Raw genomic sequence first — 18,633 nt, forward strand, 5'->3', positions numbered from 1 at the left:
TTACGACGGTGTGCGCGCGGGCGGCGCCGCCACCGCGCCGCCGCCCTCCGCGTCGATGTGCGGCATGATCCGGTCGAGCCAGCGCGGCGTCCACCAGGCGTGCCGGCCCAGCAGGGTCATGACGGCCGGCACGAGCAGCAGCCGCACCACGGTCGCGTCGATCAGCACGCTCACGGCGAGGCCCAGACCGAGCATCTTGACCACGATGTTGTCGCTGACGATGAACGCCGCGAACACGCTCACCATGATCAGCGCCGCGCAGGTGATGACCCGGGCGGTGATCTCCAGAGCGTGCGCGACGGACGCCTTGGCGTCGCCGGTGCGTTTCCATGCCTCGTGGACCCGGGACAACAGGAAGATCTCGTAGTCCATGCTGAGGCCGAAGATGATCGCGAACATCATCATCGGCACATAGCTCTCGATCGGCACCGTGCCGGACACCCCGAGCGCGGGCCCGCCCCAGCCCCACTGGAAGACGGCCACCACGACGCCGTAGGACGCGGTGATGGACAGGACGTTGAGGACGGCCGCCTTGACGGCGATGAGCAGGCCGCGGAACACCGCCAGGATGATCAGGAACGCCAGGGCCACCACGACGCCGATGATCAGCGGCAGCCGCTCCGCGACGACGTCGCGGAAGTCGACCTGGGCGGCGGTGGTGCCGGTGACGTAGGTGGAGGCGTCCGTGCCCCGCACGGCCTGCGGCAGCGTGTCGTCGACCAGCCGGTTGGTGAGGCCGGTGGTGGTGGCGCTCTGCGGCGACTCGGTGGAGTACACCGTGCCGACCAGCACGTCCCCGTCCTGGGTGGGGGTGAGCGGGGTGACGGCGGCCGCGTCGGCGACCCCGTCCAGGGTCTTCTGGGCCTGCGAGGCGAGGTCCGACCGGTCGGAGGCGGGCACCGAGGTCTGGTCGATGACGACGGTGAGGGGCCCGTTGGACCCGGGGCCGAACGCGTCGGTCATGAGGTCGTAGGCGCGCCGGTCCGTGTCGGACGTCGGGTCCGCCCCGTCGCCGATGTGGCCGAGCTGCATGGAGAACACCGGAATCGCCAGGACGGCGATGGTGACCACGCCCGCGGCCAGGAACTGCCACGGTCTGCGCGCCACCCGCTGCGCGTACCGGTGCCAGGTGCCGTGGGCCTCGGCCCCCGGCGCGGCGTCGGTCTCGGCGACCGGCTTCCGCACGTGGTAGCGGTCGATGCGCCGGCCGATCACCCCCAGCAGCGCGGGCACCAGGGTCAGCGCCCCGGCGACGGCGGACACCACGGTCACCGCGGCGGCCAGCCCCAGTTTGGCGATGAACGAGACACCGGACGCGGACAGACCGGCCAGGGCGATGATGACCGTGCAGCCGGAGACCAGGACCGCCCGGCCGCTGGTCGCGTTGGCCTGCCCGGCGGCCCGCGCCGGATCCATGCCGTCCATGAGGTTCTGCCGGTGCCGGGTGATCAGGAACAGCGCGTAGTCGATGCCGACGCCGAGGCCGATCATGGTGGCCAGGGTGGGGGAGACGGTGGCGAAGGTGAAGGCCGCGGCCAGCAGACCGAGGATGGCCAGACCGCCCACCACGCTGACGAGCGCCGTCAGCAGGGGGAGTCCGGCGGCGATCACGCTGCCGAAGCCCACCAGGAGCACGACGATCGCGACGCCGAAGCCGATCAGCTCGCTCACCCGGTCGTCGGGCGCGGGCCGGGCCAGCTCGCCGAGCGGACCGCCGTACTCGACCTCGGCACCGGCCTGCCGCAGCGGCTCGACCGCGTCGTCCACGCCGTCGAGGTAGCCGTCCCCGAGGGTGGAGGGCTGCACGTCGAAGCGGACCGTGATGTAGCCGGTCTTCCCGTCGGTCGACAGCGGGCCCACGTTCGGCTGTTGTTGTTGCTGGTCGGACGATCCGGCGGCGGACAGCGGGTTCTGCGCCGACAGCACGTGCGGCAGCTTCTCCAGCGCACTGACCGTGCCGGACATCTGCGAGCCGAGGGCGGTCAGCTGCTGCTGGTCGTCGTGCAGCACGATCTGACTGCTGTAGCCGCCGGCCTGCGGATCGTGCTGCTGGAGGACCTCGATGCCCTTCTGGGACTGGGCGTCCGGCAGCGTGAAGTTGTCGGAGTAGGTCCCGCCGACCACGCGGCTGACGACCTGGAGCGCCACCAGGGCCACCAGCCAGCCCACGATCACCACCACGAAGTGCCGGGCACACCACTCGCCCAGCCGCCGCAGCAACCCCGCCTTCGCCTGCCCCCCGGACCCGCCCCCGTCGTCCCGTCTGGAAGCCATTGCGTGGCCCCTCCGACCGGCCGAGCCGTTCTCGGCCCCTCACCTCATTACAAGCGGGCGGGATCGTCCCGGCATCTCGGGCGGCGCGGCACCCGCCCCTCCGGCGCGGGGGTCCCGGGGGTGCGCCCTTGCTCCGGATGCCGCAGTACGGCGGGCCGCGGTGCGGACCGGCGGTGAGGCTGTGCCTGCCGTTCCGCTCGCCCCCCGGGAGTTCCCATGCCAGTGCGCCCCCTGCCGTCCCGCGCCGCCCGTGCGCGGTCCCGTTCCCGCCTGCGTGCGTCCGCCGTCCTGGCGGTCTGTGTCGCGGCCCTGTGTCCGGGCGTGGCCGACGCCGCCGCCCCGGCCGAACCGCACGACGGCCGGCGCCTGCGGCAGCAGATCGAGGAGTTCGTGCACAGTCCCGGCGGCCCGCCCGGCGTGATCGCCGTGCTCCGGCGCGACGGCGACACCCGCGTGGTGCGGGCCGGGGTCGCCGACCTGGAGACCCGCCGCGCTCCGCGCGTCGACGACCACATGCGGATCGCCAGTACGGCCAAGGCGTTCAACGCCGCCGTCGTGCTCGCCCTCGTCGACCGCGGCGCGCTCGGCCTCGACGACCGCCTGCGCGAACGGCTGCCGCGGCTGCCCGCCGCCTGGGGCGACGTGACCCTGCGGCAGCTGCTGAACCACACCAGTGGGCTGCCCGACTACTCCGAGGACCCCGCGTTCCTGGAGATCCTCGCCGCCGATCCCCGCCACCGCTTCGACTCCCGGCGGCTGCTCGACTTCGTCGCCGGTGAACCCCTCCGGTTCCGCCCCGGCAGCCGGTACCGGTACTCCAACTCGGACAACATCGCCGCCGCCCTCATGGCCGAGGCTGCCACCGGCACCCGCTACGAGCGGCTGCTGCGCGACCTCGTGTACCGGCCGCTCGGACTGCGGCACACCAGCCTCCCCCAGGGGTACCGGCTGCCCGACCCCCACCTGCACGGCTACGACGTCACCCCGCCCCCTCCCGAGGACGTCAGCGAGGTCCTCAGCGCCTCCGCCGTCTGGGCCTCCGGTGGCATCGTCTCCACGCCGGCCGACATGACGCGGTTCGTCCGCGGCTACACGGGCGGCGCGCTGTTCGGCCGGGCCGTCACCCGGGAGCAGCGCCGCTGGCGGGAGGGCGCCTCCGAGCCCGCGGGGCCCGGCCGCAACACGGCCGGCCTGGGCATCTTCCGCTACGCGACCCGGTGCGGCGCCGTCCTCGGACACACCGGCAACTTCCCCGGCTACACCCAGCTCGTCGCGGCGACACCGGACGGCCGCCGGTCCCTGACGTTCTCCGTCACCACGCAGATCAACGAGGCCCTCGCACCGGACCGGCTGGCGCGGCTGCGGGCGATCCAGGAGGACTTCGTCTGCGCGCTCCTGCGCGAGCGCAGCTAGCCGCTCACCGGCCCCGGCCGCTCCCGGTCCTCCCAGCCGTACGCGGTGAGCAGCAGGGCCACGTCGTCCGGCCGGTCCTCGGCCCTGCGGGCCGCCTTGATCAGCTGGTCCGCCAGATGCTCCACCGAGCCGGTCCGGGTCCGGGCGAGGCAGGCACGCGCCGCCTGGATACCGGTCTCGATGTCGCTGCCGGGCTGCTCGACCAGGCCGTCGGTGTACAGCGCCAGGACGCTGCCGGGCGTCAGGGTCAGCGCGGTGACCGGGTACAGGGCGTCCGGCTCCACGCCCAGCATCACCCCGCCCAGCAGGTCCAGGGTCTCGGTCCGGCCGTCGGGGTGCCGCAGCAGCGGCGGGGGATGACCGGCCCGCACCGCGAGGGCCCGGCCGCTGCGCGGGTCCAGTTCGATGTAGCAGCAGGTGGCGAAGGCGTCCGCCTCCAGTTCGGCGAGCAGCCGGTTGGTGTGGGTGATGACCTCCTGGGGAGGCCGCCCGCTGGTGGCGAAGGCGTGCACGGCGCTGCGCAGCTGCCCCATCACGGCCGCCGCCCCGACGCTGTGTCCCTCGACGTCGCCGATGACCAGGGCGACGCCCCGCCCCGTCTTGATCACGTCGTACCAGTCGCCGCCGATGGCCATGCCCTGGGTGCCGGGCAGATAGCGGCCGGTGGTCACCAGCCCCTCGATGGCGGGCAGCCGGTGCGGCAGCAGACCCTCCTGCAGCCCGCGCGCGACCGCCGACTCCGCGTCGTAGAGCCGGGCCCGCTCCAGCGCCTGGGCGGACAGCCCGCTCAGCGCGGTCAGCGCGGAACGCTCGTCGGGGGTGAACCGGTGCGGCTCGGCCCAGCCGAGGATGCACGACCCCACCGCGTGCCCGGAGGCGATCAGCGGCAGGAACGACCAGGACTGCATGCGGTCCAGGGCGATCCCCGGGTACGCCTTGCTCAGCGCGTCCGGCGACTCGAAGAACAACGGGAACCGCGTGGTGAGCGCGTGCACCCCGGGCAGCTGGGCGTCCAGGGGGACGGCCTCGAAGGGGGCGAGGAAGCCCGCCTGGTAGCCGGACTCCCACAGCAGGTGCATCCGCCCGTCGCGGACCGTGTACAGGGCGATCTCCTGTGCCCCGAACGCCGGCAGCAGCTGCTCGGCGACGGCCCGGCACACGTCCTTGACGGTCACCGCCTCCGTGAGCACGCTCGCCATCTGCACGACGTGGTACAGCACTCCCGCGCGGGCCGCCACGACCGGTTCCGGCGGCCCGGCGGCGCCCGTGCCGATCAGCGCCCCGGCCCGGCCGGGGGTGGTGGGCCGGGTGCTCACCGGCGCGGTGGTGCGGAACACCCGGCCGGTCAGCCCGTGCACCCCGGGATACAGGACGAAACCCAGCCAGGTGCCGTGCGGATCGTGCACCAGGTACGTCACCGGCTCCTGCGACAGCATCGCCGCCCGGTAGCGGTCCTCGTAGGCGGGATCGTGCAGCCAGGTGATGACCTGCCAGGGGAGGTGGCCGAGCAGCTGCTGGCGGTCGCAGCCGAGCAGTTCCTCGCACCGGCGGTTGGCGTAGGTGACCCGGCCGTCCTGGTCGAGGGAGAACAGGCCGTCGGGCAGGCGTTCGGCGGCCTCGGCCGCGGTCACCCCGCCCTCCGTGTCCACCAGCGCGCCCACCAGCAGTTTCCCGGCGGCGCCGACCCGGACCACATGGCCCCACAGCTCGACGGGCCGGTAGCGGAGCTGGCCGTCCTCGTCGGGATCCTCCATGACTCTGAAGTGCCGGGAGCGCACCTGCCCGTGCGTCAGCGCGTCCCGCCGCCCCGCCCGCAGTTCGAACAGGTCGTCCGGGCACACCTGCGCCTCCACGTCGGCCAGGGTGCCGCCGAAGTCCTCCCGCGTGAGACCGAGAATCTGCAGCGCCTCGTCGTCCGCCGACCACCGGTCGCTGTCCAGGTCCCACTCGACCATGCCGACCTGCACCGTGTGGGCCGGCGGGGTGGGCAGCCGCACGCTCACCGGCTGGTCGTCGTACTCGATGCCGTACGCCACGACGTCCGGGTCCGCGGTGCGGGTGTCCGCGATCCGGCGCGCGTACCGGGTGAGCCGGGCCTCCATGTCCTGCCCGGCGGCGCGCAGCACCGGCTCCACCTCGTCCGGGCCGACCGGGTCGCGCACCGAGCGGAGCACGGTCATCACGCCCACGGTCTCGCCCTCGACCCGCACCGGCCGGTACGCGGACGCGAACGCGTACGGCAGCGCGGCGGTGAACTGCGGGAAGCGGAGCATCGTCGCCTGCTCGTCCGGCAGCCACATGACGTCACCCGTGCGGTAGCACTCGGACGCCGGCAGCGCCCCGCCCACCGGCACGCGCCACCAGGCGTTCAGCAGGGACCTCGGCACCCCGGTGACCACCGACAGCACCAGCGAGCGCCGGTCGCGGGAGCGCAGGTACACCAGGCCGCCGTATCCGCCGATCCCCTGGACCGCCGCGACCAGCGGCTCCGCGAGCGCGTCCTCCAGCCGGTCCGCCGTGGCCCCCGTCCCGTGCCCCGCCGAGCCACCCGCGCGCACGCCGGAGCGCCCGTCGTCCGGTACGGCGGCTGGCATTTCCATCTCGCGTCCTCCCCGGTGCGGACGCACGGGACATCGTTCGCTCCCCCCAGGATGTGTCATGGCGGGCGCTCCGGCGCGGTGGATGCGCACACCAGGTCGTCGCCGGCCACCGCGTCCGGGCCCGGAGAGGCCCCGGGCGTATGCCCGTCCCCGGTGCCGGGCACCAGGTCACCGGCGGCTCCCGCCCCGTGCGTCCCGCTGTCACCGTCGGTGGCGGGAACCTCACGTTTCGCCGGGGAACAGCGCAACCATCGGGTGAACCCGGCCGTCTCACCCGATATCAGCAAGAGGCCACCTCGGGGGGCGAAAATGCTTCGAACCAGAACAATCCGATCCGCAACCATCTGCGCGACCCTCGCGCTCGTCGGCGCCGCACTGGGCACCGTCGCGGTCCCGGCCGCCGCCACCACCACCCGGGCCGCGACGCCACAGTCCACCGCCTGCCCCACCGGCTGGGGCAGCCTGCCCGAGACCGGCACCCCCGCCACCGCCACACCGGTACGGGACATCAGGACCGGCCGCCACGCCTGCTACGACCGGATGGTCGTGGACGTCCCCGGCGCCGGGAACGTGGGCTACTCCGTCCGCTACGTCGACCGCCTCCACCAGGACGGCTCCGGCCGTCCCGTCCCCGTCACGGGCGGCGCCGTCCTCGAGGTCCGGATCAACGCACCCGCCTACGACCCCGCGACCGGCCGGGCGACCTACCCGGCACAGGCCGGGCGCGCCCTGCCGGGAGTGGACCTCACCGGGTACCGCACCTTCCGGGACGCCCGGTTCGCCGGCAGCTTCGAGGGCGACACCCAGGTCGGTCTCGGGGTCCGGGCCCGGCTGCCGTTCCGGGTCCTGCAACTGCCGGACCGCGTCGTGATCGACGTGGCGCACAACTGGACGGGCGCCCCCTGACCCCGGGCGGACGCTCCGGGAGCGGGACGGCCGGGCGGGACAGCTCCCGCCCGGCCTGCCGCCGGCCCGCTCAGGGCTCCGCGGCGCCGGTCTCGCAGACCCGGCGCGCCACGTCCCGCAGCTTGGTGTTGGTGCGCTGCGACTGGGTGCGCAGCAGCTCGAAGGCCCGCTCCTCGGTGACGTGGTGGCGGCCCATCAGGATGCCCATCGCCTCACCGATCATGTGCCGGGTGGCCAGGGCCTCCTGGAGCTGGGCGCCGGTCAGCGCGGTGGAGAAGGCCACCGCCGCGTGCGAGGCCAGCAGCCAGCCCGCCGTCTCGCTGTCCTCGGTGAACACACCTGGCTTGCGGGAGTACATGTTGAGCGCGCCCAGCTCCTCCTCGCGCGTGTACAGCAGGAATCCCATCATGCTGCCCAGCCCGAGGTCCCGGGCCCGCGGCACATAGGCGGGCCAGCGCTCCGGCGGGGCGGTGAAGTCCGGGATGCGGAAGACCCGTTCGTCGAGTTCCGGGCGGGCCACGTCGAAGCACGGCCCCTCCCGGAGCCGGTCCTGGAGGCGGTCGCTGTCCACGACCAGCTGGTCGGTGGGCGCCAGGGACCGGGCCCGGCCCTCCTCCAGCACGAGGATCCCGGCGGCGTCGCAGCCCGGCACGAGCCGGACCGCCGATTCGGTGATCTCCTCCAGGGTGGGTTCGAGGCCGGATTCGGCCAGCAGGTTCCGGGCCATGGAGGCCATCTGCTGCGCGAAGTCACGCCAGTCCACGGTTCGCCTCCTGCTCCCTGCCGCCATCGACACTGCCATCGTGGCACGTCGTTCCGGGACCGCGGTCCTGATCGAGCCCCGGTGCCCGGTCCGCCCCGCTTTTCCCGCCGCGCGGCCCATTGTCAGTGGGAGCTGTCACCCTGCGGTCATGGACGAGCTGGAGTTCATGCGCGGACGGGTCTACGGCGCCGACCACGACGATCCGGGGCCGCGCGACGGGAGGGTGTACGCGGAGCTGGCGGGCGGACCGCTCGACGGACTGCTGCTGGACGTCACCGACCGGTCCGGACCGGAGCTGGCGGACGGGATCGGCCTGCGCACCGAGATAGGCCGCTACGGCCCCGGCGGACGGGCGGTGTACGTGCGCAGAGAACCGGACGGGCACGTCCTCGACTGGCGCGGCGACGTGCCCTGAGACGACGGGAAGGGGGACATGCGGCCGGTATGCGGCCCGCGGGCGGCCGGGTCCGGAGCGGAGGGCCCGCCGCGCCGAGGGGTACCCGGGCGCGGAGCCGGGCAGACGACAGCGTAGGGCGGTGGACGGCCGGGCGCGGCAGGCCCGCAGGGCGGAGGCACCATGGGACTTCTCTCGGACGGCGGTCCGGCCGTGCGCGACCGCATCGGCCGGGCGATCTTCACCCGGGTGGCCGGACCGGACGGGCCGGACAGCCGGGCCCGCATCCACGGCACGCCCGGCCCCCGCTGGTTCGGGCCCGACCGCCCGGTCCGCCGGGTGCACGGGGACGCCTCGATGTTCATCGGCGGCCTCGCCGCCCTGCTGCACCAGTCGCTGCACCCTCTCGCCATGGCGGCCGTCGCCGGGCACTCCGGATTCCGCGGCGACCCCTGGGGGCGGCTCCAGCGCACCAGCACCTTCCTCGCCGTCACCACCTACGGCACCGCCGACAGCGCCCAGCGGGCGGTCGACCGGGTCCGGGCGGTGCACGCCACCGTGCGCGGCACCGCCGCCGACGGCCGCGCGTACCGCGCCGACGACCCCCGGCTGCTGGGCTGGGTGCACATCGCGGAGGTCGACGCGTTCCTGCGCGCCCACCAGCGCTACGGTGCCCGCCCGCTCGACGCCGCGGGCTGCGACGGCTACGTCGCCGACATGGCCCGCATCGCCACCGCCCTCGGCGTTCCCGACCCGCCGGTGACACGCGCCGAGCTGGCCGCACGCCTTGCCGAGTACCGCGGTGAACTGCACGCGACCCCCGACGCCCGGGCCACCGCCCGCTTCCTGCTGCTCAACCCGCCCGTGCCGCTCGTCGCCCGCCTGCCCTACGGCGTCCTCGCCGCCAACGCCGTGTCCCTCCTGCCGGTGTGGGCCACCCGCGAGCTGCGGGTGCCCCGGATCCCGCCCGCCGAGGGACTGTGCGTCCGCCCCCTCGGCACCGCCGTGACCGCGGGCATCCGCTGGGCGCTCGCCCCCACCCGGGAGGGCACCGTCCCGGCCTGAACCGCCGGTCCGGCCCCTGGGCCGTGTCTTTCGGATCTCCCCGGGGCCGCGGGGCTCGGCACGCACTCCCCCGGAGGGGGCACCCCCAGCCGCGTTGTCGTCGGTTGCCGATGCTCCGCATCGGCGCCCTCCTCCGCCTTGCAGCTGCACGCACCGAGCCCCGCTCACCGGCAACCGTCAAGGCACCGTCGATCCGAGTCGGAGTGATCCGAAAGGCACGGCCCAGCCGCGGGCACCACCGGTTGACGCGTCGCAGACGGGGCACTCAGTGCTGACCGAAAGACCGCAGCCGGACACGGGAGGTCGCAGTGGCGGTTCGTCATCGCCTGATCAGAACGAGCCCGCGGACCGTCTGGGAGGTCCTCTCGGACGGCAGCCGCTACGCCGAGTGGGTGGTGGGCACCGCCTCCACGGAGCCGGTGCGCGGACGGTGGCCGGAGCTCGGCTCGGCCATCCGCTTCCAGGTGCGCCTCGGGCCCGTGACCCTGTCCAACCACACGGTCGTGCGCCGCTGCGAGCCGGGCAGCGACCTGGAACTGGAGGCGAAGGCCGGCTCCCTGGGCACCGCCCGGATCGCCATCGCCCTCAAACCGTGGGGCGACTACTGCCTGGTCGTCGTCGACGAGCATCCGCTGCGCGGCATGGGCGGCTTCGTGCACAACGCCGGCGTGGAGGCGCTGATCCAGCTCCGCCACCGGTCCATGCTGCACCGGCTGGCCGACCTCTGCGAGGAGGTCGCCGCCGAGGAGGAACGCCGCCGTCCCATGGGACACGTCGTCGCGCCGCAGACCGGTGGGGGAGAGCCCCGTGGCTGACGCCGTCGTGATCGGCGCGGGACCCAACGGGCTCGTGGCGGCGAACCTGCTGGCCGACGCCGGATGGAGCGTCGAGGTACTGGAGGAACAGCCGGAACCGGGCGGCGCCGCCCGCCACGACCGCGGCGTCGACCCCGAGTTCGTCAGCGACCTCTTCAGCGCCTTCTACCCGCTCGCCGCCGCGTCCCCCGTCCTGGCCGGGCTCGGACTGCACGACCATGGACTGCGCTGGCAGCACGCTCCGCACGTCCTCGCCCACCCGCTGACCGACGGCCGCTGCGCCGTCCTCGACCGCCGGGTGGAGGTCACGGCCGACTCCCTGGAGGCGTTCGCGCCCGGCGACGGGGCGGCCTGGACCCGGCTGCACGACACCTGGCAGCTGCTCCGCCCCGACCTGCTGGAAGCGCTGTTCACCCCGTTCCCGCCGGTGCGGTCCGCCGCGCGGGTCGCGATGCGGCTGCGGGCCGCCGGAGGACTGCGCATGGCGCGCACCCTGGTGCTGCCCGTGCGCCGGCTGGCGGAGGAGGAGTTCCGCGGGGAGGGCGGCGGGCTCCTGCTGGCGGGCAACGCCCTGCACGCCGACCTGGCCCCGGAGGCCGCCGGCAGCGGCGGCTTCGGCTGGCTGATGTCGATGCTCGGCCAGACCTACGGCTTCCCGGTGCCCGAAGGCGGCTCCGGTGTCCTCACGGGCGCCCTGGCCCGCCGCCTTCAGGCCCGCGGCGGCGTCCTGCGCTGCGGGCAGCGGGTGGAGCGCATCCTGGTGCGAGACGGCCGGGCGGCAGGCGTGCGCACCGCTGGCGGGGAGACGGTCGCCGCCCGGCGGGCCGTCCTCGCCGACGTGTCCGTCCCCGCCCTGTACGGCGGCCTCGTCGCCCCCGAGCATCTGCCCGCGCAGGTCCTGTCCGACCTGCGCCGCTTCCAGTGGGACTTCGCCACCTTCAAGGTGGACTGGGCGCTCGACGGCCCGGTGCCCTGGCAGGCGGAGGGAGCCGCGGGCGCCGGCACGGTGCACCTCGCCGACGGGGTCGACGAACTCACCCGCTTCGCAGCCCAGCTCGCCATGCGCCAGATCCCCGACCGGCCCTTCTCCCTGTTCGGCCAGATGACGACCTCCGACCCGTCCCGCTCGCCCCGGGGCACCGAGTCGGCGTGGGCCTACACCCACGTCCCGCACCAGGTCGCCGGGGACGCGGCCGAGGAGGGACTGACCGGGGCCTGGGACGCCAAGGAGCAGGAGGTCATGGCCGACCGCGTCGAGCGGCAGGTCGAGCGGTTCGCGCCCGGCTTCCGCTCCCGCATCCGGGCCCGCCGCATCCTCGCCCCGCCCACCCTGCAGTCCATGGACCGCAACCTGCACGGCGGCGCCATCAACGGAGGTACGGCGGCCATGCACCAGCAGCTGTTCTTCCGTCCGCTGCCCGGCACCGCCCGCCCGGAGACCCCCGTGCCAGGCCTGTACCTGGCGTCCGCGTCGGCGCATCCGGGCGGCGGCGTGCACGGCGCGCCGGGCGCCAACGCGGCCCGCGCCGCACTGCGCCGCAAACCCGTGCCGGCCCTGGCCCAGCGGGTGCTGACCCGCCGCGACCGCACCGGACACAAGCGGCCGCTCACGGAACGCCGGGCACCCGGCACCTGAACGACGACCCCACACGGAGGCGACACGATGACCGGTCACGACGACGGACCCGACCGCGCCCACCAGCGTCCCGAGGGCGTCAGCGCCGAGACCGTGGAGGCACTCGGGGCGCTGTCGAAGGCCCTGGAGACCACCGAGCGCGCCCGCGGTCACCTGTACAGCTTCCACCAGCTCACCGGCACCGCCGACCTGGAACTGGACCGCGCGGTCGAACTGCTCCACAAGGCCGGCCACCCGGACTGGGCCGAGACGGTGCGCACCCAGGTGCTGGGCCGCAACGTCATCCCCGGACACTGGACGTTCCAGATCGTCGAGGCCTACGACGACACCTACTACCAGCCGTTCCGCGACATCGAACGGGCCGCCGTCGACGAATTGGCCGAGGGGCGCGACCACCTGTACGAGGCCGCGATGAAGGAGGACCGCCGCACGGCCGGCCACCCGGACCACACCGCGCGCCCCGAGACCTCCCCGGAGAGCGAGACGTCCGCGAAGGAACGCAACGCCTCCGGGCGGGCGGACCCGGCGTGACGCGGACCGGGAGCGCCCTGCGCGCCGGGCGGACCGCGCCGCTGCACGGCCGCACGGTCGTGGTGACCGGTGCCGCGCGCGGGGTCGGCGCGGCCCTCGTCCGGGAGCTGTCCCGGCGGGGCGCCCGGCCGGCCCTGCTCGGACACGAGGGCGCGGAACTGGAGGCGGTGGCCGCCTCGCTGCCCACCCCCGCCCTCGCCCACGAGGCCGACATCACCGACGACGCCGCCCTGGAGCGCGCCGCCGCGGTCGTACGGGAACGGCTCGGCCCCCCGTACGCGGTGGTGGCCAACGCGGGCGTCGCGGAGGGCGGTCCGTTCGCCGGCTCCGACCCGGCCGACTGGCGCCGGGTCGTCGACGTCAACCTGACCGGCAGCGCGGCCACCGCCCGCACCTTCCTCCCCGACCTGTTCGGGACGAAGGGGTACTACCTCCAGGTCGCCTCGCTCGCGTCCCTCGCCGCCGCCCCCATGATGAGCGCCTACTGCGCCTCCAAGGCCGGGGCCGAGTCCTTCGCCCACAGCCTGCGGGCGGAGGTCGCGCACCGCGGTGTGGACGTCGGCATCGGCTACCTGAACTGGATCGACACCGCCATGATCCGGGACGCCGACCGGTACCCGGTGATGCGGGAACTGCGTGCCCACTTGCCGCGGCCCGCCCGCCGCACGCTGACGCCGGAACAGGCCGCCGCCCGTCTCGCCACGGCCGTGGAGCAGCGCAGCGCGGCCGTCTACCTGCCCCGCTGGCTGCGCCTGGCGCAGGCGGCACGCGCCGCGCTGCCGCCCGCGGTGCTGTGGGTGACCCGGCGCGAACTGGGCCGGCTGGAGGCCGAGGCCCCACTGCGGCACACGGGCCTGCTGGGCGAGGGCGGCGCCGCCGACCGGCGGGCGGCCCGGCCCCGCCCCTGACCCGGGCGCCCCGCGTCAGGGCGCGGGCGTCGCCCGCAGCACCGCCCCGTGCACGGCGCGGGCCAGCCGCGCCCCCCACACCGAACGCGGACCGGCGAACGCGTGCGTCTCCTGGCCCGGCGAGGGCACCCGCGCGGCCACGCACACCGCGTCGGTGGGCGTGCCGGAACAGTCGTAGCCGGCCTCCAGCAGCGCCTGCACCTTCGCCTCCGTGGCCGTGCTCACCGCGTTGACCAGCGCGGCGTCCCCGAGCGCCACCGGCAGGGCCACCACGATGTTGATCGTGCCCGCCCCCGGCGGACCGTCCGTGCCCTCCCGTGCCGAGGCGGCCCAGCCCCGCACCGAGATGCCGGCCGTCGCGACGGCCTCCGCACCCTCGTCGTGCCCGTGGCCGTACGCCGAGACGTCCGCGGCGGTCATCAGACCCACCCCCGGCCCGCGCATCCCCGCCGCGGCGGCGAGGGAGGCCAGGTGCCGGTCCGGGTCGGTGCGCCGGTAGCCGTGGGACACCTGCGCGTTGAGGATCCACTCCCGCTCGCCGAGCCCGCCGCCCAGCACGGCGCTGCTGATCATCCGCCAGCCCGGCCCGGCCGTCCACAGCAGCGCGTGCAGCTCCTCGCCCTCCTCGACCCGGCTCAGCCGCCGCAGCGGCAGCAGTCCGTCGACGGTCGGGGGCGGCGGGGCGGCGGTCACCGGGCGGACTCCAGTCATCGGTCGGACGGGGCCGGCCGATCGTATGCCGGGACGCCGGCCCCGCCCGCACCGGGGCCGGACGGCGGCGACGACCCGGGCGGCCCGGACCCCGGGCGGGACACGAGAGGAACCGGGCAAGCCGGACCCCGGGCGGGACAGCAGAGGAACTGGGCAAGCCGGACCGGACGTGGCACGATCGCACGAGTGAGCAGCAGACCCGCCGCACCACAGCACCTGAGCGACCTCGCGCGGCTGCGCCGCGTCCGGGACCGCATCGACCGCGAGTACGCCCGGCCGCTGGACGTCGAGGCACTGGCCCGGGGCGTGCACATGTCGGCCGGACACCTCAGCCGCCAGTTCCGCCTCGCCTACGGCGAGTCGCCGTACAGCTACCTGATGACGCGCCGCGTCGAACGCGCGATGGCGCTGCTGCGCATCGGCGAACTCAGCGTCACGGAGGTCTGCTTCGAGGTCGGCTGCGCGTCGCTGGGCACCTTCAGCACGCGCTTCACCGAACTCGTCGGCATGCCGCCCAGCGTCTACCGGCGCGAGGCGGCCCGCGCCACCGCGGGCATCCCGTCGTGCGTGGCGAAACAGGTCTCGAGGCCGGTCAGGAATCGAGAAGCGCGCACCAGGACCGACGCCTAGCGTGGGGTCCATGGACATCACCATTCACTCGAGCTTCCTTCCGCACGACGACCCGGACGCCGCGCTGGCCTTCTACCGCGACGTCCTCGGCTTCGAGGTCCGCAACGACGTCGGCTACGAGGGGATGCGCTGGATCACGGTCGGTCCCAAGGACCAGCCGGCCACCTCCATCGTGCTGCACCCACCGGCCGCCGACCCGGGCGTCACCGACGACGAACGCCGCGTCATCGCCGAGATGATGGCCAAGGGCACCTACGGGGGCATCATCCTGGCCACCCGGGACCTCGACGGCACCTTCGAGAAACTTCAGGCCGGAGACACCGAAGTGGTCCAGGAACCGACCGAACAGCCGTACGGTATCCGGGACTTCGCGGTACGGGACCCCGCGGGCAACATGGTCCGGGTCCAAGAGGTGCGGTGACCGGTCGCCCGACCGGAACCACCGCGTCCCGCCCCGCGGCCACGGCATCCGTCCGCCGCGGGGCGGGACGCCGCGGAGTCACAGTCCACCGCACGGCCCGACCGAGCCGCGCGCCGACGGGGCCGACGGGCGGCCCCGCCTCATCGACGGAGAACACATGACCAGCACGGGGAAGAACAAGCGGCCCGCCGAGCCGCACGCCGCCGACCGCCACGACCTGATCCGGGTGCACGGCGCGCGTGAGAACAACCTGAAGGACGTCAGCGTCGAACTCCCCAAGCGCCGCCTGACGGTGTTCACCGGAGTGTCCGGCTCGGGCAAGAGCTCGCTGGTGTTCGACACCATCGCCGCCGAGTCCCAGCGGATGATCAACGAGACCTACAGCGCCTTCCTCCAGGGCTTCATGCCCACCCTGGCCCGGCCCGAGGTCGACGTGCTCGACGGGCTGACCACGGCCATCACCGTCGACCAGCAGCGCATGGGCTCCGACCCGCGGTCGACCGTCGGCACCGCCACCGACGCCAACGCCATGCTGCGCATCCTGTTCAGCCGGCTGGGCAAGCCGTACATCGGGCCGCCGAGCGCGTTCTCCTTCAACACCGCCTCGGTCACGGCCAGCGGCGGCATGACGGTCGACCGCGGCGCCGACAAGACGAAGACCGAGAAGGTCACCTTCAGCCGCACCGGCGGCATGTGCACGCACTGCGAGGGCCGCGGCACGGTCTCCGACATCGACCTCACCCAGCTCTACGACGACTCCAAGTCCCTCTCCGAGGACCCCTTCACCATCCCCACCTACACCGGGGGCGGCTGGACGGTGCGGGTCATCACCGAGTCGGGCTTCTTCGACCCCGACAAGCCGATCCGCAAGTACACCAAGAAGGAACGGCACGACTTCCTGTACCGCGAGCCGACCAAGGTGAAGATCAACGGGATCAACCTCACCTACGAGGGCCTGATCCCGAAGCTGCAGAAGTCGATGCTCAACAAGGACCGGGAGGCGATGCAGCCGCACATCCGGGCCTTCGTGGACCGGGCCGTCACCTTCGCCACCTGCCCCGAATGCGACGGCACCCGGCTCACCGCCGGAGCACGGTCCTCCAAGATCGGCAAGGTCTCCATCGCCGACGCCTGCGCCATGGAGATCAGGGACCTCGCCGAGTGGGTCCGCGGCCTGGACGAACCGTCGGTAGCGCCGCTGCTCACCGCGCTGCGCCACACCCTGGACTCGTTCGTGGAGATCGGCCTCGGCTACCTCTCGCTCGACCGGGCCTCGGGCACGCTGTCCGGCGGCGAGGCCCAGCGGGTCAAGATGATCCGGCACCTCGGCTCCTCGCTCACCGATGTCACCTACGTCTTCGACGAGCCCACCATCGGACTGCACCCGCACGACATCCAGCGCATGAACAACCTGCTGCTGCGCCTGCGGGACAAGGGCAACACGGTGCTCGTCGTGGAGCACAAGCCGGAGGCGATCGCGATCGCCGACCACGTCGTCGACCTCGGCCCCGGCGCCGGCACCCGGGGCGGAACGGTCTGCTACGAGGGCACCGTGGAGGGCCTGCGGGCCAGCGACACCGTCACCGGCCGGCACCTCGACGACCGGGTGTCCCTCAAGCAGACCGTGCGCGAGCCCACCGGCAAGCTGCCGATCCGCGGCGCCACCGCGAACAACCTGCGCAACGTCGGCGTCGACATCCCCCTCGGGGTGCTCACCGTCGTCACCGGTGTCGCGGGCTCCGGCAAGAGCTCGCTGGTGCACGGCTCGATCCCCGCCGAGGAGGGCGTGGTGGCGGTCGACCAGACGCCCATCCGCGGCTCCCGGCGCAGCAACCCGGCGACCTACACCGGGCTCCTCGACCCGATCCGCAAGGCGTTCGCCAAGGCCAACGGGGTCAAGCCCGCGCTGTTCAGCGCCAACTCCGAGGGCGCCTGCCCGACCTGCAACGGCGCCGGGGTCGTCTTCACCGACCTGGGCATGATGGCCGGGGTCTCCACCACCTGCGAGGACTGCGAGGGCAAGCGGTTCCAGGCCTCGGTGCTGGAGTACCGCTTCGGCGGCCGGGACATCAGCGAGGTGCTCGCCATGCCGGTGTCGGAGGCCGAGAGGTTCTTCGGCGAGGGAGAGGCGCGCACGCCGGCCGCGCACCGGATCATCGAGCGGCTCGCCGACGTCGGTCTCGGCTACCTCACCCTGGGCCAGCCGCTCACCACGCTGTCCGGCGGCGAGCGCCAGCGCCTGAAGCTGGCCACGCACATGGGCGACAAGGGCGGGGTCTACGTCCTGGACGAGCCGACCACCGGCCTCCACCTGGCCGACGTCCAGCAGCTGCTCGGGCTCCTCGACCGGCTGGTCGACTCCGGCAAGACGGTGATCGTCATCGAGCACCACCAGGCCGTGATGGCGCACGCCGACTGGATCATCGACCTCGGCCCGGGAGCGGGTCACGACGGCGGCCGGATCGTCTTCGAGGGCACCCCGGCCGACCTGGTCGCCGCGCGGTCCACCCTGACCGGTGAACACCTCGCGGAGTACGTGGGCGCCTGACCGCCCCGGCCCGGCGTTCCCGTGGAACGCCGGGCCCCGGTCCCTCCCTCGGTCCGCCCGGCCGGGTCAGCGGTGGCCGCCGCCGCGGAACCTGCCCAGCAGCCGGGTCGCCTGCTCCCGGCGTCGGGGGTCGGACGCGGCGCGGCGGACCTGCTGGGTCGCACGCCGTCCCTGCGGGCTCCGGCCGAACTCCTTGAGACGCTGCAGCATGCTCGGCATGGACTGCTCCTTTCCGAGGTCCGTGCGGGGGCGGCACGCCCCCCCACGGACCGGTTACCCCCGCACGGCGGCCTCACCCCCTGCGCCCCCGGGTCGGGCACCGCACGCCCCACGTCCCGGCACCCGTACCCGCTGCCGCCCGCCCCACGTACGGCACCACGGAACCCGTACCCGCTGCCGCCCGCCCTCCCGGCGGCCGGCGCCCGGTGAAGTGACACCCCGGCACGACCCGTTCGCCGCCGGGACCGTCACGTCACCGTCCCGCGGACGGATTGTGACCGACCGTGTTTGCCGTGGGAGGGAGAGGCAAGTCGAAAGTCCATGAGCGAACAGAGCAAGAACACCCGTCAGAAGTCCACGTCCACCCGGACCGCGGCGGACAAGGCCCGGCAGACCGCGGACAAGGCGACCGCCCCGGCCGCCGAGACCGCGAAGGGCGCCGCCACGAAGGCCGGTGACGTCACGTCAGCGGTCGCCTCCGGCAGCGAGCGCGTCGCCGCGGTGACCAACGGGGCCGTGCAGTCGGCGGCCAAGGGAGTCGAGGCCGGCCGCCGCGCGGTCGTGGCCACCACCGGCCAGGTCGCCGCCGGCGCCAAGACCGCCTGGACGGTCGTCGCCCACCGCAAGCTGGTCGCCGCCGGTGTCGGCGCCGGCCTCACCGTGCTGAGCGCCGCCTCGTACGCCGTCGGCCGGCGCGCCGAGCGCCACTCCTACGGTCCGCTGACCCGCATGACCGGCGGACGCATCTGACCGGGCCGGCGGCACCGGGCCCGGGCACGGCGGCGACGCCGTATCCGGT

Annotated in this window: 17 protein-coding genes; 12 read left to right on the forward strand and 5 right to left on the reverse strand. The window is 74.2% G+C overall.

Translation table 11 applies throughout. The features are described from left to right. Positions 1-2,274: an MMPL family transporter gene (locus ACIRPP_RS02575; protein ID WP_403637303.1), complete on the reverse strand. Its 2,274-nt coding sequence runs from the start codon at positions 2,272-2,274 to the stop codon at positions 1-3. 216 nt (positions 2,275-2,490) lie between these two features. Here ACIRPP_RS02575 and ACIRPP_RS02580 point away from each other — a divergent pair, with 216 nt between their 5' ends. Next, positions 2,491-3,687, forward strand: a complete 1,197-nt coding sequence (locus ACIRPP_RS02580) for a serine hydrolase domain-containing protein (RefSeq protein WP_403637305.1) — start codon at positions 2,491-2,493, stop codon at positions 3,685-3,687. On the opposite strand, the gene ACIRPP_RS02585 is transcribed toward ACIRPP_RS02580, so the two are convergent. Further along, on the reverse strand, positions 3,684-6,287 hold the full coding sequence (locus ACIRPP_RS02585) for a SpoIIE family protein phosphatase (RefSeq protein WP_403637307.1): 2,604 nt from the start codon (positions 6,285-6,287) through the stop codon (positions 3,684-3,686). The genes ACIRPP_RS02580 and ACIRPP_RS02585 overlap by 4 nt on opposite strands. A gap of 309 nt (positions 6,288-6,596) precedes the next feature. On the opposite strand from ACIRPP_RS02585, the gene ACIRPP_RS02590 reads away from it, so the two are divergent. Then, positions 6,597-7,193: a hypothetical protein gene (locus tag ACIRPP_RS02590; protein WP_403637309.1), complete on the forward strand. Its 597-nt coding sequence runs from the start codon at positions 6,597-6,599 to the stop codon at positions 7,191-7,193. A gap of 70 nt (positions 7,194-7,263) precedes the next feature. Here ACIRPP_RS02590 and ACIRPP_RS02595 read toward each other — a convergent pair whose 3' ends face one another. After that, positions 7,264-7,956 (reverse strand): GAF and ANTAR domain-containing protein, encoded by a 693-nt coding sequence (locus ACIRPP_RS02595; RefSeq protein WP_403637311.1) that lies wholly within the window; start codon positions 7,954-7,956, stop codon positions 7,264-7,266. Between the two features lie 148 nt (positions 7,957-8,104). Between ACIRPP_RS02595 and ACIRPP_RS02600 the strand changes: the two genes are divergently transcribed. The 6 genes from ACIRPP_RS02600 (at position 8,105) to ACIRPP_RS02625 (ending at position 13,305) form a co-directional block, all read left to right on the forward strand. Then, positions 8,105-8,371 carry a hypothetical protein gene (locus ACIRPP_RS02600; protein ID WP_403637313.1) on the forward strand — a complete coding sequence of 89 codons (267 nt, stop codon included), beginning with the start codon at positions 8,105-8,107 and terminating at the stop codon, positions 8,369-8,371. A gap of 162 nt (positions 8,372-8,533) precedes the next feature. After that, positions 8,534-9,415 (forward strand): oxygenase MpaB family protein, encoded by an 882-nt coding sequence (locus tag ACIRPP_RS02605; protein WP_403637315.1) that lies wholly within the window; start codon positions 8,534-8,536, stop codon positions 9,413-9,415. A 308-nt stretch (positions 9,416-9,723) separates the two neighbouring features. Further along, a complete protein-coding gene (locus ACIRPP_RS02610; protein WP_403637317.1) occupies positions 9,724-10,230 on the forward strand; it encodes an SRPBCC family protein in 507 nt (168 codons plus the stop codon). After that, entirely contained in the window at positions 10,223-11,866 is a 1,644-nt protein-coding gene (locus tag ACIRPP_RS02615) for a phytoene desaturase family protein (protein WP_403637319.1), read from the forward strand. Before ACIRPP_RS02610 ends, ACIRPP_RS02615 begins: the two co-directional genes overlap by 8 nt. Before the next feature lie 27 nt (positions 11,867-11,893). Beyond that, on the forward strand, positions 11,894-12,397 hold the full coding sequence (locus tag ACIRPP_RS02620) for a hypothetical protein (RefSeq protein ID WP_403637321.1): 504 nt from the start codon (positions 11,894-11,896) through the stop codon (positions 12,395-12,397). After that, positions 12,394-13,305, forward strand: a complete 912-nt coding sequence (locus ACIRPP_RS02625; RefSeq protein ID WP_403637323.1) for an SDR family oxidoreductase — start codon at positions 12,394-12,396, stop codon at positions 13,303-13,305. The genes ACIRPP_RS02620 and ACIRPP_RS02625 overlap by 4 nt, the downstream gene beginning before the upstream one ends. A 15-nt stretch (positions 13,306-13,320) precedes the next feature. On the opposite strand, the gene ACIRPP_RS02630 is transcribed toward ACIRPP_RS02625, so the two are convergent. Further along, positions 13,321-14,016, reverse strand: a complete 696-nt coding sequence (locus tag ACIRPP_RS02630) for an adenosylcobinamide amidohydrolase (RefSeq protein WP_403637325.1) — start codon at positions 14,014-14,016, stop codon at positions 13,321-13,323. A gap of 186 nt (positions 14,017-14,202) precedes the next feature. On the opposite strand from ACIRPP_RS02630, the gene ACIRPP_RS02635 reads away from it, so the two are divergent. The 3 genes from ACIRPP_RS02635 (at position 14,203) to ACIRPP_RS02645 (ending at position 17,615) form a co-directional block, all read left to right on the forward strand. After that, the gene (locus ACIRPP_RS02635) at positions 14,203-14,646 is read left to right on the forward strand and encodes a helix-turn-helix transcriptional regulator (RefSeq protein WP_403637327.1); all 444 of its coding nucleotides are present in this window, start codon (positions 14,203-14,205) and stop codon (positions 14,644-14,646) included. 10 nt (positions 14,647-14,656) lie between these two features. Further along, positions 14,657-15,067 carry a VOC family protein gene (locus tag ACIRPP_RS02640; protein ID WP_164338259.1) on the forward strand — a complete coding sequence of 137 codons (411 nt, stop codon included), beginning with the start codon at positions 14,657-14,659 and terminating at the stop codon, positions 15,065-15,067. A gap of 157 nt (positions 15,068-15,224) precedes the next feature. Continuing rightward, positions 15,225-17,615, forward strand: coding sequence for an ATP-binding cassette domain-containing protein (locus tag ACIRPP_RS02645; protein WP_403637329.1), 2,391 nt, complete (start codon positions 15,225-15,227; stop codon positions 17,613-17,615). A 66-nt stretch (positions 17,616-17,681) separates the two neighbouring features. Here the strand turns inward: ACIRPP_RS02645 and ACIRPP_RS02650 are convergent, their stop codons facing one another. After that, positions 17,682-17,834 carry a hypothetical protein gene (locus ACIRPP_RS02650; RefSeq protein ID WP_403637331.1) on the reverse strand — a complete coding sequence of 51 codons (153 nt, stop codon included), beginning with the start codon at positions 17,832-17,834 and terminating at the stop codon, positions 17,682-17,684. 321 nt (positions 17,835-18,155) lie between these two features. Here ACIRPP_RS02650 and ACIRPP_RS02655 point away from each other — a divergent pair, with 321 nt between their 5' ends. Continuing rightward, positions 18,156-18,584, forward strand: coding sequence for a hypothetical protein (locus ACIRPP_RS02655; RefSeq protein WP_403637333.1), 429 nt, complete (start codon positions 18,156-18,158; stop codon positions 18,582-18,584). The last annotated feature ends 49 nt before the right edge of the window (positions 18,585-18,633 follow it).

This window comes from Streptomyces sp. NPDC101219 (genome assembly GCF_044767675.1).
Taxonomy (GTDB): Bacteria; Actinomycetota; Actinomycetes; order Streptomycetales; family Streptomycetaceae; genus Streptomyces.

Excerpts from the sequence above, each read along its gene's own strand:
- ACIRPP_RS02655 (WP_403637333.1), top strand. The coding sequence starts at position 18,156 with ATGAGCGAACAGAGCAAGAACACCCGTCAGAAGTCCACGTCCACCCGG.
- ACIRPP_RS02590 (WP_403637309.1), top strand. The coding sequence starts at position 6,597 with ATGCTTCGAACCAGAACAATCCGATCCGCAACCATCTGCGCGACCCTC.
- ACIRPP_RS02645 (WP_403637329.1), top strand. The coding sequence starts at position 15,225 with ATGACCAGCACGGGGAAGAACAAGCGGCCCGCCGAGCCGCACGCCGCC.
- ACIRPP_RS02600 (WP_403637313.1), top strand. The coding sequence starts at position 8,105 with ATGGACGAGCTGGAGTTCATGCGCGGACGGGTCTACGGCGCCGACCAC.
- ACIRPP_RS02620 (WP_403637321.1), top strand. The coding sequence starts at position 11,894 with ATGACCGGTCACGACGACGGACCCGACCGCGCCCACCAGCGTCCCGAG.
- ACIRPP_RS02575 (WP_403637303.1), bottom strand. The coding sequence starts at position 2,274 with ATGGCTTCCAGACGGGACGACGGGGGCGGGTCCGGGGGGCAGGCGAAG.
- ACIRPP_RS02650 (WP_403637331.1), bottom strand. The coding sequence starts at position 17,834 with ATGCCGAGCATGCTGCAGCGTCTCAAGGAGTTCGGCCGGAGCCCGCAG.
- ACIRPP_RS02640 (WP_164338259.1), top strand. The coding sequence starts at position 14,657 with ATGGACATCACCATTCACTCGAGCTTCCTTCCGCACGACGACCCGGAC.
- ACIRPP_RS02605 (WP_403637315.1), top strand. The coding sequence starts at position 8,534 with ATGGGACTTCTCTCGGACGGCGGTCCGGCCGTGCGCGACCGCATCGGC.
- ACIRPP_RS02585 (WP_403637307.1), bottom strand. The coding sequence starts at position 6,287 with ATGGAAATGCCAGCCGCCGTACCGGACGACGGGCGCTCCGGCGTGCGC.
- ACIRPP_RS02580 (WP_403637305.1), top strand. The coding sequence starts at position 2,491 with ATGCCAGTGCGCCCCCTGCCGTCCCGCGCCGCCCGTGCGCGGTCCCGT.
- ACIRPP_RS02630 (WP_403637325.1), bottom strand. The coding sequence starts at position 14,016 with ATGACTGGAGTCCGCCCGGTGACCGCCGCCCCGCCGCCCCCGACCGTC.